Origin of the sequence: Cytobacillus oceanisediminis 2691 (genome assembly GCF_000294775.2) — a bacterium.
Lineage (GTDB): Bacteria > Bacillota > Bacilli > Bacillales > Cytobacillaceae > Cytobacillus > Cytobacillus pseudoceanisediminis.
Genome location: NZ_CP015506.1, coordinates 3,894,899 through 3,908,599, shown reverse-complemented (window position 1 = coordinate 3,908,599; position 13,701 = coordinate 3,894,899). Strand labels below are relative to the sequence as shown.

At 39.8% G+C, this 13,701-nt stretch carries 16 protein-coding genes; 12 read left to right on the top strand and 4 right to left on the bottom strand.

From position 1 onward, the window contains the following. Nucleotides 1-147: 147 nt before the first annotated feature. From A361_RS19660 to A361_RS19640, 5 genes are all read left to right on the top strand, one after another. Nucleotides 148-1,176: a helix-turn-helix domain-containing protein gene (locus tag A361_RS19660; protein ID WP_236887915.1), complete on the top strand. Its 1,029-nt coding sequence runs from the start codon at nucleotides 148-150 to the stop codon at nucleotides 1,174-1,176. Further along, nucleotides 1,173-2,672, top strand: a complete 1,500-nt coding sequence (locus tag A361_RS19655) for a RecQ family ATP-dependent DNA helicase (protein WP_019380367.1) — start codon at nucleotides 1,173-1,175, stop codon at nucleotides 2,670-2,672. The genes A361_RS19660 and A361_RS19655 overlap by 4 nt, the downstream gene beginning before the upstream one ends. Nucleotides 2,673-2,678: 6 nt before the next feature. After that, nucleotides 2,679-3,302, top strand: coding sequence for a CPBP family intramembrane glutamic endopeptidase (locus A361_RS19650; RefSeq protein WP_019380368.1), 624 nt, complete (start codon nucleotides 2,679-2,681; stop codon nucleotides 3,300-3,302). 54 nt (nucleotides 3,303-3,356) lie between these two features. Then, on the top strand, nucleotides 3,357-4,100 hold the full coding sequence (locus A361_RS19645; protein WP_019380369.1) for a LysM peptidoglycan-binding domain-containing protein: 744 nt from the start codon (nucleotides 3,357-3,359) through the stop codon (nucleotides 4,098-4,100). A 92-nt stretch (nucleotides 4,101-4,192) separates the two neighbouring features. Next, entirely contained in the window at nucleotides 4,193-4,651 is a 459-nt protein-coding gene (locus A361_RS19640; RefSeq protein WP_019380370.1) for a YpbF family protein, read from the top strand. A 57-nt stretch (nucleotides 4,652-4,708) separates the two neighbouring features. Here the strand turns inward: A361_RS19640 and A361_RS19635 are convergent, their stop codons facing one another. The 3 genes from A361_RS19635 to A361_RS19625 all read right to left on the bottom strand — a co-directional run bounded on the left by A361_RS19635 (nucleotide 4,709) and on the right by A361_RS19625 (nucleotide 5,842). Continuing rightward, nucleotides 4,709-5,278: a manganese catalase family protein gene (locus tag A361_RS19635; RefSeq protein WP_009332784.1), complete on the bottom strand. Its 570-nt coding sequence runs from the start codon at nucleotides 5,276-5,278 to the stop codon at nucleotides 4,709-4,711. 76 nt (nucleotides 5,279-5,354) lie between these two features. Next, the gene (locus A361_RS19630) at nucleotides 5,355-5,615 is read right to left on the bottom strand and encodes a spore coat protein CotJB (RefSeq protein ID WP_009332783.1); all 261 of its coding nucleotides are present in this window, start codon (nucleotides 5,613-5,615) and stop codon (nucleotides 5,355-5,357) included. 2 nt (nucleotides 5,616-5,617) lie between these two features. Beyond that, on the bottom strand, nucleotides 5,618-5,842 hold the full coding sequence (locus A361_RS19625; RefSeq protein WP_019380371.1) for a spore coat associated protein CotJA: 225 nt from the start codon (nucleotides 5,840-5,842) through the stop codon (nucleotides 5,618-5,620). Nucleotides 5,843-5,988: 146 nt separating this feature from the next. Between A361_RS19625 and A361_RS19620 the strand changes: the two genes are divergently transcribed. From A361_RS19620 to A361_RS19590, 7 genes are all read left to right on the top strand, one after another. Continuing rightward, nucleotides 5,989-6,621, top strand: coding sequence for a CBS domain-containing protein (locus A361_RS19620; protein WP_019380372.1), 633 nt, complete (start codon nucleotides 5,989-5,991; stop codon nucleotides 6,619-6,621). A 59-nt stretch (nucleotides 6,622-6,680) separates the two neighbouring features. Beyond that, entirely contained in the window at nucleotides 6,681-7,085 is a 405-nt protein-coding gene (locus A361_RS19615) for a hypothetical protein (protein ID WP_009332780.1), read from the top strand. 28 nt (nucleotides 7,086-7,113) lie between these two features. Next, entirely contained in the window at nucleotides 7,114-7,884 is a 771-nt protein-coding gene (locus A361_RS19610; protein ID WP_009332779.1) for a metallophosphoesterase, read from the top strand. Between the two features lie 71 nt (nucleotides 7,885-7,955). After that, entirely contained in the window at nucleotides 7,956-8,861 is a 906-nt protein-coding gene (locus tag A361_RS19605; RefSeq protein ID WP_009332778.1) for a MerR family transcriptional regulator, read from the top strand. Between the two features lie 123 nt (nucleotides 8,862-8,984). Continuing rightward, nucleotides 8,985-9,566: a genetic competence negative regulator gene (locus tag A361_RS19600; protein ID WP_009332777.1), complete on the top strand. Its 582-nt coding sequence runs from the start codon at nucleotides 8,985-8,987 to the stop codon at nucleotides 9,564-9,566. Nucleotides 9,567-9,984: 418 nt separating this feature from the next. Then, nucleotides 9,985-11,259 carry a Glu/Leu/Phe/Val family dehydrogenase gene (locus A361_RS19595; protein WP_019380373.1) on the top strand — a complete coding sequence of 425 codons (1,275 nt, stop codon included), beginning with the start codon at nucleotides 9,985-9,987 and terminating at the stop codon, nucleotides 11,257-11,259. Nucleotides 11,260-11,664: 405 nt separating this feature from the next. Then, entirely contained in the window at nucleotides 11,665-12,639 is a 975-nt protein-coding gene (locus tag A361_RS19590; protein ID WP_009332775.1) for a YpdA family putative bacillithiol disulfide reductase, read from the top strand. Between the two features lie 31 nt (nucleotides 12,640-12,670). Here the strand turns inward: A361_RS19590 and A361_RS19585 are convergent, their stop codons facing one another. Further along, nucleotides 12,671-13,639: an asparaginase gene (locus tag A361_RS19585; protein ID WP_019380375.1), complete on the bottom strand. Its 969-nt coding sequence runs from the start codon at nucleotides 13,637-13,639 to the stop codon at nucleotides 12,671-12,673. Nucleotides 13,640-13,701: the final 62 nt, after the last annotated feature.

Here is a 13,701-nt window from a genome sequence, read left to right as displayed (position 1 = left end):
ATTTACCCTGTGAATAAATAATTAAAACGGCCTGCCGATTTCTTTCATGATAAAATGGAAGAAGGGCAACAAGCTTCTTAAAACAAGAAAAAAATCTTTGGCCGTAAGGTGAAAAAAATGGAAAGATCTTATTTAAAAACTATAATAATGTACTGTATTAAAGAATTACAGGGACAAAGAACTATATATTCTATTTTACATTTGCTCAATGGAAAAAAATCTTCCCAAACCATTCAGGATGCTCATTTATTTCAGCTAACCCCGCTTTTTAGAACATTTGGAAGTTTAAGCCGGGATGTTCTGGATCAACTTGCACAAGAAATTGTAAGCAAAAGCTGGATGACTCCAACTGATGAAAAGCATTACATTTTGACTTCAGATGGTAAGGAAGAGCTGGAAAGGTCTCTTTTAGAATGTCCAATACCGTCTTCATTAAACGGATGGCTGTATCATAGTGCAGGTGACCTGTTTTGGGAGAGGATTACTCTTTTAATCCAGGTTATATCACATTTAAATAATAACAATGTAAAATACCTTCCTATTCAAAGAAAAAGAGATGTTCACGAATGGCTGAAATACTTTTTGAGAACATCTGGATTCGCCCGCAATGAAGTAGGAAGTGTGCTAAACAGGGAACTTTGCCAGTGCCTTGAAAGACTAAGTGATATTAATCCTGCTGTACTGACATTGAGGCTGACAGGCTATAACCGTATTGGCCTCACTGCTGTTCAGACTTCAGAACAGCTGGGAATCAGTCATGATTATTATCACCATCAGTTCCTTGGAGCCATTCATCATATCCTTGCAAGCGTAAGAGAAAATCCTGACGAATATCCGCTTATCGATAAATTAGTGAGCGGGACAGGAAATGAAGTTCAGCTAACGTTGTCTGCTCAAAAAACATATACACTGCTAAAACAGGGACTGGATTTGGATGTGATCGCAAAAACAAGAAACTTGAAAAAAAGCACAATTGAGGATCATGTTGTGGAGGTAGCGTTAAATGACAGCGGTTTTAATATCACAAGTTATGTTTCAGAAAAGAAGCAGAAATTGATTCTTCAAGCAGCGAACAGTGCTGATTCATTGCAATTAAAGCAAATACGTCAAATGGTGCCGGAATCCGATTATTTTGAAATCAGATTAGTCATGGCAAAGCTTGGAGAGGGACAATGAGATTAGAAGCGCTATTACAGAGCAAATTTGGATTTTCTGCCTTTAGACCTGGACAAAAGGAGATCATTGAATCTGTGCTTTCAGGGAGAAATACTGTTGCCATGCTGCCTACAGGTACAGGTAAATCCCTATGTTATCAGCTGCCGGGATATATGATTGAAGGTCAGGTGATTATTATATCTCCTTTGCTGTCCCTTATGCAGGATCAGGCTGAACACCTTATGATGAATGGGGAAAAAAAGGTGATTGCATTCAATTCCTTTTTAACCCGCGGAGAAAAAAAACAGGCATTGATTCATCTGAATCAATATAAGTTTATCTTTATTTCACCCGAAATGCTTTATTATGAGTCAGTACTATCACAGTTGAAGAAATTGCGCATTGCTTTATTTGTTGTGGATGAAGCTCATTGTATTTCCCAATGGGGGTATGATTTCAGACCCGATTATTTAAAGCTGGGGGAAGTCAGGAAAATTATAGGGAACCCGGTTACTCTGGCATTAACAGCTACAGCTACCGCTGAAGTTAAAGCAGATATAAAAAAGTCACTTGGCATACTGGACTGCAGCGAATTTATATACTCCGTTGACCGTCCTAATATTGCATTATCTGTAGAAAGGTTAGAGAATTTCCGTGAAAAAACAGAGAGACTTGTGGAGCTTGCTGAAATCCTTCAGGGCCCTGGAATTATTTATTTTTCCAGCAAAAAAATGGCGGAACAGTCAGCTGAGCTGCTTAGGGACAAAGGAGCCAAAAGAGTGATGGCTTACCATGGGGGAATGGACCAGGAAAGCCGTATCCTTGTGCAGCAGCAGTTTATTCATGGGCAGCTCGATCTTATTTGTGCTACAAGCGCCTTTGGCATGGGGATTAATAAAGATAATATCAGGTATGTAATACACTTTCATATGCCTCTTCAGATTGAATCCTATTTGCAGGAAATTGGCCGGGCAGGGAGAGATGGAAATCAAAGTATAGCCATTATGCTCTATGCACCGGGTGATGAGCAGCTTCCCATACAGCTTGCAGAAAGTGAATTGCCTGACAAAGCACAAATTGATTGGATTAAGGAATGGATAGAAGAAAACCCAAATGCGATCCAGAATATTGGTCCTTTTGAAGAGCAAATTAAGCAGCGTTCCGGTTTGACCGATGTTCAGTGGCGAATTTTTAATGATTTTTTTGAAAAGAAAAGCAAATCTGGACTCGATTACAGAAGGATTCTGCAGGAGATGAAGGAGTATTATGAAGGCAGAATCAAACTGAAAAGGGATAGCATTGAGGAAGTATATAAGTGGATCTACAAGAAGACATGCCGGAGAGAGAGTATACTTTCCTGCTTTGATGAGGAAAAAAATGCCTCAGTCCCATCCTGCTGCGATATTTGCGGTTTGCAATTGGAAAATTTCTTAAGGAATACAAATTCAGATAATCAGGAAAGCCCGCTGTATGATTGGAAAAATCATCTGGAATACCTCCTGATTCCAAGTGAGTGAACCAAAATGAGGAAAAGATACGCGGACATTATTAAGGAATTGACTGACAAGGAACTATTATTCCATCTTTATCTTACTCAGGTGCTTATTTTATCCATTTCTTTGATACTAAGTATTATATTGTTTAATAGTTTTGGGGAGTTCCAAGCTCTTTTTGAATTCAATGATATAAACATTTTTGTAATTGGAGCGGCGGCAGGAGCTGCAGTTGTCCTGATTGATATCGTGTTGATGAAGGTTCTCCCTGAAGTGCTGTATGATGATGGAGGATTAAATGAGAAAATCTTTCAGAATCGCAGTTTTATCCATATTGCTTTTATTGCGGCTGTGGTGGCGTTTAGTGAAGAACTTCTATTCAGGGGAGTCATTCAGACCCATTTCGGCCTTGCTATTTCCAGTCTTATTTTTGCGCTTGTTCATTATCGATATCTTTTTAATTGGTTTTTGTTTGTAAATATTATTACATTAAGCTTTTTAATAGGTTATATTTATCATATAACCAATAATTTGCTTGTTACGATTGTTATGCATTTTCTGATTGACTTTCTTCTTGGTATTCTTATTCGAAAACGTTACCTGAAAAAAACTATAAGGAAAGCTGAAGAGGACAATTCAATTAACGATCATTAACAGCAGCACACAAAATATACTTCTTATGATTTTTATTACAGGAAGGGATGAAACATGAATAAAGAAGACCCTTATAGAGATCAAGCTGAAAGACTCCGTAAGAAGATTGACCGAAAACAGGAAGCGGAATATAGCGGGCAAAAATCCGCTTTGCCGCCACGGAGCCGTGTTCACCAGGAAAAAAGGAAAAAGAGTAAATGGAAGGTTAAATACCCAGTTATTCGCCTGCTTGCTTTATTTTTTATCCTTTTGCCCATCACCATTTTCAGTATATATCAATATGTAAGTAGTGATAAAAGCATTAATGCCGGGTTAAATGCAGAAAATGAAGAAACCGGTTCTGAAACGGTCGTTTTTGCCACAAATGATGAAGGGGAAGGGACAACCATAGAAGTAAGAGAAGAGCCGGAATCCCAGGAACCTGAGAAACCTGAAAAAGCTGAAAAAGCTGAGGGCGTTCAAGTAAAAGAAGATGCCAAAGTCCAGCAGGAAAAAGAGGCCTCTCAAACGACTGATAAAGAAGATAAAGGATCTGAATCCAATTCCAAAAAGCAAGCCCAGCAAACAGCACCTGAAAGTACAGACTCTTCCAAAACTGCCGGGAAACAGGAACAGGAAGAATTAAAAACGGAAGGCAAAGTTGTTTACCATACGGTCAAACCAAAGGAAACAATTTTTAGAATTGCCATGACCTATTATAAATCCCAGTCGGGAATTGAAAAAATAAAGCAAGCCAACAATTTGCCGTCGAATGAAATACAAACGGGCCAGGTATTAAAGATTCCGCTTGAGCAATAGAAGGAGCGGAAACAGGTAAGGCAGCGGCCTCTCTTTCTTAGTCATATAATAATGGACAGGCTCATACATTATTGAGAAAGGGAGGGAGAGTATTGGAATCGCCAATTAGAATGCTTGACGAACGTACAGATCAGGCTACCAGAAAAATGCTTGAGAAAGTGGTAGAGAGAAAGCAAAAATTTGATCGATTCAAGTCCTGGCATTTACTTGCCATGTGGGCAACTGTTTTTATTTCTTTTTTATTCTTTTTATATATTTATAAAAGTGTTATGCAGCCTTACTCTTACTCGTTTGCTTCCATGTTTTCGGCTTTTGTCAATCAGTCAGCTAATTTCTATTTGCTCGTTTTTTCTGTTGGCCTATATGGGCTTATGAACCTTCTGAGGGAAAAAAGAGAAAAAGCAGAAAAAGAATATCATGCTCTAAGGTGTGAAATAATAGATAAGAGCAAAGACCTTTGGAAAAAAGAAGATGAATGGAAAAACCGCCATACTGTTTTCGAAATGATGAAAAAAAATTATGATATAAATCTTTATCATGAGAATAAATGACAGTGCAGTTAATGGAAAAAGAAGCAGCTTGCCTGCTTCTTTTTTGTTAAGTACCTTTTAAAAGAATTTCTTCTTATCCCGTTCTTCCTTAAGAATTTCCACGGCTTCTCTAAAGCGCTGTGAATGAACAATCTCTCGTTCTCTTAAAAACCGGAGTCCGTCATTTAAATCCGTGTCATCACTCATATTAATGATCCACTGATAGGTTGCTCTGGCTTTCTCTTCTGCTGCGATATCTTCGTATAAATCTGCAATTGGGTCTCCCTTTGCCTGGATATAAGTAGCTGTCCAAGGAACACCTGCAGCATTATGGTAAAACAGTGCGTTATCATGGTCAGCATAATGATCACCGAGACCAGCGGCTTTCATTTGATCAGGCGTAGCGTCCTTCGTTAATTTGTATACCATTGTTGCGATCATTTCCAGGTGGGCAAACTCCTCTGTTCCAATATCTGTAAGTAGCCCGATGACCTTATCAGGTATAGAATAACGCTGGTTCAAATATCTTAGGGCAGCAGCAAGTTCTCCGTCAGCCCCCCCATATTGTTCAATTAGAAACTTTGCCAGTTTGGGGTTGCATGTGCTTACCCTTACCGGATATTGCAGCTTCTTTTCATAAACCCACATTCTTTCTCAGCTCCTTTCAAATATCCAGATATATTCCTATTTAGCGCCTTCATATAAGAAGGCGCCGGGAAAAAATTTATACTTGCCAAGGCCACGGTGCATCATCCCAATTCCAAGGCTGGCCGGAATAGCTGTGTCCAAATTGCATTAATGGACCATACTTGCTCTCAATGGCATTTCTCAGTTTTTTTCGTTCCTTTGCATAGTGATTGAATTGCTTAATGGCTTCAGAATCATTGTTATGAGTGTCAAGGTATAGAGTCAGTTCAACAAGGACAAAATCCACAGCCTGGAGCTGTTCAAGAAGCTGATAGTAATCTGCCGGCAATTGTTTCATGGCTATTGTCCCTCCCTGGCTTTTTCATAGGGACTGTACCATGGATCATAGAAAGCCTTCCAAAGCGTTCCTGCTCTTAAAGCCTCCATTGGCGTAAATTGTTCAAGCCCTGGCGGCTGAAATCCCATATATAGATTTGGAGGAGTGGAATAAGTTTTGACCTTTATAGGAGTGCAAGGGTCAAATGGGCTTACATAAGGGTGCCAGGTTTTACGGAGTGTATTCATCATAATCCCTCCTTTTTATGCGTCATTGAAACTTATGAAAAGTGCAGTGTTTTTATGATTGTTTACTCTAATAAAAAGAAGGGAAAGTTGAGGTGATGGCGAAATTAAATGTTAGGTTTAATTAATATTACTCTGAGGTGATGGCAATGTTTGTGAAAAGTATCATGATCCCCAAACATACCTGTTATACAATCGGACAGGATGCACCATTGAAAGAAGCTCTGGCTCTGCTGGAGGACCATCAGATTGACGGGCTTCCTGTATTGGATGGCGAACAATATGCCGGCATAATTACGAGATATGGAATATATGAGAACTTCTTTTTGTCAGGTAATTCAAAGGAGGGTTTCCTGGAAGGAACACTGGTCAAGGATATTGCCACACATCAGGAGCAATATTTAAAAGGAAATGAGATTTTTGAAAAAACGCTTCTGGATTTAAAGGATTTCCCTTTACTTGCAGTTTTGGGCGATAATCGAAAATTTCTGGGCATTGTTACACGCTTTGATGTTCTCGCTCAATTCCAATCGGCCTTCGGAACCAATAAATCCGGTGTCAGGATTGCGTTTACTTCGGTAGAAGCGGAAGGGCGAATTGCACGTTTAGCCGAAATCGCCCATTATTTCCATGAACACATCATTTCCCTTGTTACCTTTGATGAAACAGACAAGCTGGTCCGCCGCATCGTGATGAAGGTTGAAAAAAATAATAATATGGATAAGTTCATCAGCCGGCTTGAAAAATCCGGTTTCCGTGTTTTGGACATAACTGAGGACTAGAGTAAATATAGTCAACAAAATAAATCCTTCTCATACACTTTGTATGGGAGGGATTTATTTTGTTTTTTATTTTGCTGAAGCTATTTACAGGCTTTATTAGCGGCATATTATTTATTAAATTTTTTCCGGTGTCTATTCCAATGGGCATCTCGGATATGATTGTCATTTTTGTACTGGAGCCGGCGGGCTTCGTCATGGGAATGATTTTTTTCCTTATCGCTTTTATAGCCAACGCAGAGATCATCAGAAGTATTATCGAGTGGACTGCCAGGCTTTTAAAAAATATGAGGTCATTAAAACATATGGATGCTTTATTTGGGCCTGTGCTGAGTTTATTGCTAATTGGAGGCTTTTTTGTTTTGTCAGTCCTTTCGCCATGGGAAGCATTTGCCCTTTTCTGTTTTTCAGTAATTTATGGTATTATTTCTTTAGATTTCAAGAAAATCAATCTTGCCGAAGACTGATCGAAGGCGATTGATGGCAGGAGGATTTATGATATACCTAATAGCTTTGGCCATAATTGGCGGTGCGTGTTTACTAATGTATATGTTTAGTGAGGCATTTGCAGATAGAATTATATATAAAGAGCTTTCTTTTCCTGAGTTTCCGGAAAGCTTCGGTGAAGTAAAGCTTTTTTTTATTTCGGATATTCATAAGAGGACGGTGTCAGAATCGATAATCGGGGAGGTTAAAGAAAAGAAGCCTGATCTGGTCATCATCGGCGGCGATCTCTTGGAAAAAGGAGTCCCTTTTGAAAGAGTAAAGAAGAACCTTTTGGGATTAAAGGAATGCGGGCCCGTCTATTTCGTTTGGGGGAATAATGACTATGAAGCGGATTACCACGAGCTCGATGCTCTGCTTCTCGAATGCGGAGTAAAAATTCTAGATAATACTGCCCTTTCCTTTGAATCAAATGAAGGAGAACGTTTTATTTTGATGGGAACAGATGATCTAAGCAAGGATAGGGATCGGCTCGACCTTGCACTTAAGGATGCAGGCTCAGGGGGGTTTCAGGTGCTGGTCAGCCATGATCCAAGAATCATTAACAGTATAACAAAAGAACAAAATATTCACCTGGTGTTAAGTGGACACACACATGGCGGGCAAATTCGCATTTTCGGGTTTGGTCCTTATGAGAAGGGCCGGATAAAAGTGCTGCCGCAAACAACTATTCTGATCAGCAACGGCTATGGTACGACCGGTGTGCCATTGAGGCTGGGGGCAAAGCCGGAAACTCATTTCATTACAATTAATAAGGGCTGAAAATAAAACACACCCAGATTTTACAGTTCTACCGGCGGTTTTTATAATTAGTAATGAATGGAGGGCTGGGTATGGCAACTGAAGAAGGAAAGTATAATATTAAGGCTGTATCTAAGATGCTCGGCATTCAGCCAGGAACGTTAAGAGCATGGGAGAGACGGTATCAAATTGTTGCTCCAAAGAGAAATGAATCTGGCCATAGGCTTTATACAGAGGAACATATCAAAGTGTTAAAATGGCTGATCAGGAAAGTGGATCAGGGTTTTTCCATAAGTCAGGCTGTTTCCCTTCTGGAAAATAAGGAACTGAATGCCGAGCCGCTTCAGATGGATAAGGAAGGTGATCGGTCTGGTGCCCTCGCCAATGAGCTGCTTGAAGCTCTCCTTCAGTTTAATGAAACAAAAGCACATGATTTAATTAATCAGGCTTTCAGTTTTTATACAATAGATAAAGTTCTTATTGATATATTAGGTTCACTTCTTGTAAAAATCGGGCATCAATGGGAAGAGGGGAAAATAACAAGTGCACATGAGCATTTTGCCTCATCTATATTAAGATCCAGAATTGGGATGATTCTGCATTCTTTTCCGCATAACGGAGTTCTGCCAAAGGTGATAGCAGTCTGCGGACCAGGTGAAGCTCACGAATTAGGGCTATTAATTTTTACTTTATTTTTGCGCAGAAGAGGATTTGAAGTCGTTTACCTTGGGACAAGCATCGCTGAAGAAGATATCGAAACTGTGATTGAGATAGTTAAACCAAAGTTTATATTCTTATCCTGTACGATGAAGTCCAACGTACCAGAAACCCTAAAACTGTCAGAGAGCCTTGCAGAGACTTATGGGAATTTGCATGTAGGCATTGGGGGATTCGGGATTGATACCCTCAGTAATGAAGAAAAAACGAAGTATGAACAGTTAATTCCCGGCAGTTCCACAAATGAATGGGAAGAATGGATTAGAAAACGGCTCCAATAAGATAAGATCTGGCGGTAAATTGCCGGGTCTTTTCTTTTTAGCCATACAAAATAAGACGACTCACAAACTGCGCAATGTTTCATACACTAAATCAAAGAGTTGGTTCAGGTCAGGGGGCTTATTATGCGCTTAGAACGTTTGAATTATAATAAAATCAAAATCTTTCTCACATTAGATGATTTAAATGATAGAGGACTGACTAAGGAAGATGTCTGGAAGGATTCACTTAAATGGCATCAGCTTTTTCATGAGATGCTGGAAGAGGCAAGTGAAGAATTTGGTGTAGATATTCAAGGTTCAGTTGCTGTGGAGATATTCTCCATGCAGTCTCAGGGAATGGTTATGATCGTTACAATGGAGGAGCAGATGGATGATGAAGAGCTCCTTGAGGATGGTTTTATTGAAATGCAAGTAACTGTTGAGGGCAGTGAAGATATATTATTCGAGTTCCAGGATTTTGAAGATGTAATTCAAATGGCTGCAGAGCTGAATCGTGTACAGATTGAGGAAGGAAGCCTTTATTCTTATAAAGAGAAGTATTATTATCATGTTACTGATATAGCGGCAGAAAACGTTCATAGAGTAATTGCCATACTAGCTGAGTACGGTGATTCAGCCTTTACCAGCATACATGTTATTCAGGAATATGGGAAAGTACTTATCGAGTCCCAAGCAGTAAAGGAGCTGGTAAAATACTTTTCATAAGGCTGAAAAGAGGGAAATCCTCTTTCTTTTTTTTGAACATAGGCAATCTTCCCCGCACAGATTATCAGGGAGGATGATTACAGCGAAATACAGTGATTTTGGATTAAATGGTCATGAACTATATAAAAATTGGGTAAAACAAGTATAGTCAATCAAATGCAATAATAGCATAAAAATGGAAAAGTTTTTAACTAAACAGTAAAGAGGGAAATGGATGTTTCCTTTAGGTTAAAACGGGAAAACGGGTACTAGGAGTAAACAGAAAATTCCCTTTAATACCAGGGCTGAGAGCGGTTTCATGAAAATATTAAAAAATGAGGAAAAGTACATTATTCTTCTTGCATAAATTAGGCAAAGGTGTATACTAATCCATGGAAGCGGACAACTAATGAAAGTGATTTTTCTAGGAGGTTTACAAATGGTAGCCGAGAAAGGTACTGATTCAAATAAAGCTGAAAAATTGGACGTCTTAAGGTCGACTCAAACTGTCATACATAAGGCTTTAGGGAAGCTGGGATATTCTGATGAGGTCTATGAGCTTCTAAAAGAGCCAATTCGCATGATGACAGTGAAAATCCCTGTACGGATGGATGACGGAACAGTAAAAGTCTTTACTGGCTACCGGGCCCAGCATAATGATGCTGTTGGTCCTACTAAAGGCGGTATTCGTTTTCACCCGAATGTAACTGAAAAGGAAGTAAAGGCACTGTCAATCTGGATGAGCTTAAAATGCGGAATTGTGGATCTTCCATATGGCGGAGGTAAAGGCGGAATCGTTTGCGACCCTCGCGATATGTCCTTCGGTGAGTTAGAGCGGCTAAGCCGCGGTTATGTACGGGCAATCAGTCAAATTGTGGGACCGACTAAGGATATTCCTGCACCTGATGTATTTACCAATTCGCAGATCATGGCATGGATGATGGATGAATACAGCCGGATTGATGAATTTAACTCTCCAGGCTTCATTACAGGTAAACCACTTGTACTAGGCGGTTCACATGGACGGGAATCAGCAACAGCTAAAGGGGTTACAATTTGCATACGCGAAGCTGCAAAGAAAAAAGGCATTAATCTGGAAGGTGCAAGAGTAGTTGTTCAGGGATTCGGTAATGCTGGAAGTTTCCTCTCAAAGTTTATGCATGATGCTGGTGCAAAGGTTGTTGGCATTTCAGATGCTTATGGCGGTTTATATGATCCAGACGGTCTTGATATCGATTACCTCTTGGATCGCCGTGATAGCTTTGGCACTGTGACAAAGTTGTTTAATGATACAATTACAAATAAAGAGCTGCTTGAACTTGATTGCGATATTCTGGTTCCTGCGGCCATCGAAAATCAGATAACAGAAGAAAATGCACATAATATAAGAGCGAGCATTGTAGTGGAGGCGGCTAACGGCCCAACTACTTTGGAAGCAACACGAATTATTTCCGAGCGCGGAATTCTGCTTGTGCCTGACGTGCTGGCCTCGGCTGGAGGAGTAACGGTTTCATACTTCGAATGGGTGCAAAATAACCAGGGATATTACTGGACCGAAGAAGAAGTAGAAGAAAAGCTTGAGAAGGTAATGGTTAAGTCATTTGATAATATTTATCAGACGTCCCAAACCCGCCGTGTGGATATGCGCCTGGCTGCTTATATGGTTGGTGTGAGAAAAATGGCGGAAGCTTCAAGATTCCGCGGATGGATTTAATTATAAATCCCATTGGTGAAAGTAAGACATTTGAATAATCATAAAAAATCTCCTATCATAAACTGATGGGAGATTTTTCAGTTGTTTTCAGTAAAGGTTGTTGCTTTTTATCTTCAAACTAAGTTTACCTGTTGAGTTGATCTTCGCTGTGGGCACTTTATCCACGGAATTCATCCGCATTTCCTTCGTGGGGGGTTATTTCTAGGACGCTTATTCAGTATCCTGCAGGAGGTTAGGGAAGTGAGAGACCCCGCAGGCGGAAGCGAGGAGGCTCTCATCTCTCCGCGCGGAAAGCAAGTGCCCCATGCTGATTTGAACGCGCATATTATAGGCTAAAACAATTATTTGTAAGAAAAACAGCAACATGAAACTTTTTTCATGGGTATTGATTAAGGAGTGAGAATCTTGAATATAGACGCTATTATTGTTGGCGGAGGACCATGCGGATTGGCAGCTGCCATAGCCCTTCAGGAAGCTGGGAGAAACCCGCTTGTTATCGAAAAAGGCAATATTGTAAACGCAATTTACCACTATCCAACACACCAAACCTTCTTCAGCACGAGCGAAAAGCTCGAAATCGGCGGGGTACCCTTTATAACAGAAAATTATAAGCCTAAGAGAAACCAGGCACTAACTTATTACCGGGAAGTTGTAAAAAGAAAAGGGATCAAGGTAAATGCCTTTGAAAAAGTTCTCAAAGTAATTAAAAATCCATCTGATGTATTTGAAGTACAAACAGATAAGGGCATTTATACCGCCAATTACGTAGTAATTGCTACAGGCTATTACGACCATCCAAATTACATGGGAGTTCCAGGGGAGGATCTGCCAAAGGTGTTTCACTATTTCAAAGAAGCCCATCCTTATTTTGATAAAGACGTAACGGTAATTGGCGGGAAAAACTCAAGCGTCGATGCTGCGATCGAACTGGTTAAAGCAGGAGCCAGAGTTACGGTGATCTATCGCGGAACAGAATATTCACCCAGCATAAAGCCATGGATTCTCCCTGAGTTTGAGTCCTTAGTCAGAAACGGCGTCATCAAAATGGAATTTAATGCACATGTGAAAGAAATCAGTGAAAATAAGCTGACCTACATGGCAGGTGGCCAGCATTTTGACATTGAGAACGACTTTGTATTTGCCATGACCGGCTACCATCCTGACCATGAATTTTTAAGGGGTATGGGAATTCAAATAAATGAAGAAACGGGCCGCCCTCAATTTAATCCTGAAACGATGGAAACGAATGTCCCTGGAATATTTATTGCGGGTGTAATAGCTGCCGGGAATAATGCCAACGAAATTTTTATTGAAAATGGCAGATTCCATGGCGGACAAATAGCAAAAGCTATAATTGAAAAAGGCAATAACAAAGGCTGATCACAAGTGATTAGCCTTTGTTATTGCCAATTTATATTTGGAAAATCTCTTCGATATTTTGCTGGGTTTCCAGTCCGATAAGCAGTTTAATTCTTGCTTTTTGCCCGTTTAGTCCATTTGAGAAAATAACACCCATGTCCTTTAGATGCTTTCCGCCTCCGTCATAGCCATACACATCTTGTGCAATTCCATTGAAACATCGGGAAACCAATACAATCGGAATGTTCTTTTCTGTAAGAGCCTTAATGCCTTCAATTGTGGCTGGAGGCAAATTGCCTTGTCCAAGTGCTTCAATCACAACTCCGTCAAAATCTAAATCACCTATCGCATAAAGCAAAGAAGAATCCATTCCGGCAAATGCTTTAATAAGTGTGACTTTTTTAACAATAGCATTTAAAGGATAATATTCTCTATTTGTGGGCGTGTTGTGGAATAATACACCTCTCTTTGTGACTATTCCGATTGGTCCATACTGCGGGCTTTGGAAAGTAGATACATTGCTTGTGTGTGTCTTTGTCACATTTTCCGCAGTATGAATTTCATCATTTAGAACAACCAGAACCCCTTTGTTTTTTGCTTCTTCACATGAAGCCACGCGAATGGAGGAAATTAGGTTGTAAAGTCCGTCAGAGCCGATTTCATTACTTGATCTCATTGCACCAGTAACAACGATGGGAAGAGATGTTTTAACAGTCAGATCCAAGAAATAGGCTGTCTCTTCTAATGTATCTGTTCCATGGGTAATGACTACGCCGCTAATTTTTTCTTTTGCCAGGTTTTTTTCAATGATTTCCTTCAATTTAAGCATTTCTCTAGGTGTTATATGCGGTGAAGGGAGATGAAAAGGCTCTTCAACCAGTAATTCTGCAAGGGAAAGCAGTTCCTTTGTTTTTTCAGTTAATGGATTATTATCTGTTGGCTTTACAGCACCAGTTGCTGCATCCTCACTCATTGAAATGGTGCCTCCAGTGTGTATAACAAGTATCTTTTTTTTCTCCATGTTAATCCCCCAATTCTAGCTTTGACTCAAAATATGATGTGAAATATTTTGTTTTCCAATAT

Coding starts and splice junctions, on each gene's coding strand:
- A361_RS19660 (WP_236887915.1), top strand. CDS start 148: ATGTACTGTATTAAAGAATTACAGGGACAAAGAACTATATATTCTATT.
- A361_RS19655 (WP_019380367.1), top strand. CDS start 1,173: ATGAGATTAGAAGCGCTATTACAGAGCAAATTTGGATTTTCTGCCTTT.
- A361_RS19650 (WP_019380368.1), top strand. CDS start 2,679: ATGAGGAAAAGATACGCGGACATTATTAAGGAATTGACTGACAAGGAA.
- A361_RS19645 (WP_019380369.1), top strand. CDS start 3,357: ATGAATAAAGAAGACCCTTATAGAGATCAAGCTGAAAGACTCCGTAAG.
- A361_RS19635 (WP_009332784.1), bottom strand. CDS start 5,278: ATGTGGGTTTATGAAAAGAAGCTGCAATATCCGGTAAGGGTAAGCACA.
- A361_RS19630 (WP_009332783.1), bottom strand. CDS start 5,615: ATGAAACAATTGCCGGCAGATTACTATCAGCTTCTTGAACAGCTCCAG.
- A361_RS19625 (WP_019380371.1), bottom strand. CDS start 5,842: ATGAATACACTCCGTAAAACCTGGCACCCTTATGTAAGCCCATTTGAC.
- A361_RS19620 (WP_019380372.1), top strand. CDS start 5,989: ATGTTTGTGAAAAGTATCATGATCCCCAAACATACCTGTTATACAATC.
- A361_RS19610 (WP_009332779.1), top strand. CDS start 7,114: ATGATATACCTAATAGCTTTGGCCATAATTGGCGGTGCGTGTTTACTA.
- A361_RS19605 (WP_009332778.1), top strand. CDS start 7,956: ATGGCAACTGAAGAAGGAAAGTATAATATTAAGGCTGTATCTAAGATG.
- A361_RS19600 (WP_009332777.1), top strand. CDS start 8,985: ATGCGCTTAGAACGTTTGAATTATAATAAAATCAAAATCTTTCTCACA.
- A361_RS19595 (WP_019380373.1), top strand. CDS start 9,985: ATGGTAGCCGAGAAAGGTACTGATTCAAATAAAGCTGAAAAATTGGAC.
- A361_RS19585 (WP_019380375.1), bottom strand. CDS start 13,639: ATGGAGAAAAAAAAGATACTTGTTATACACACTGGAGGCACCATTTCA.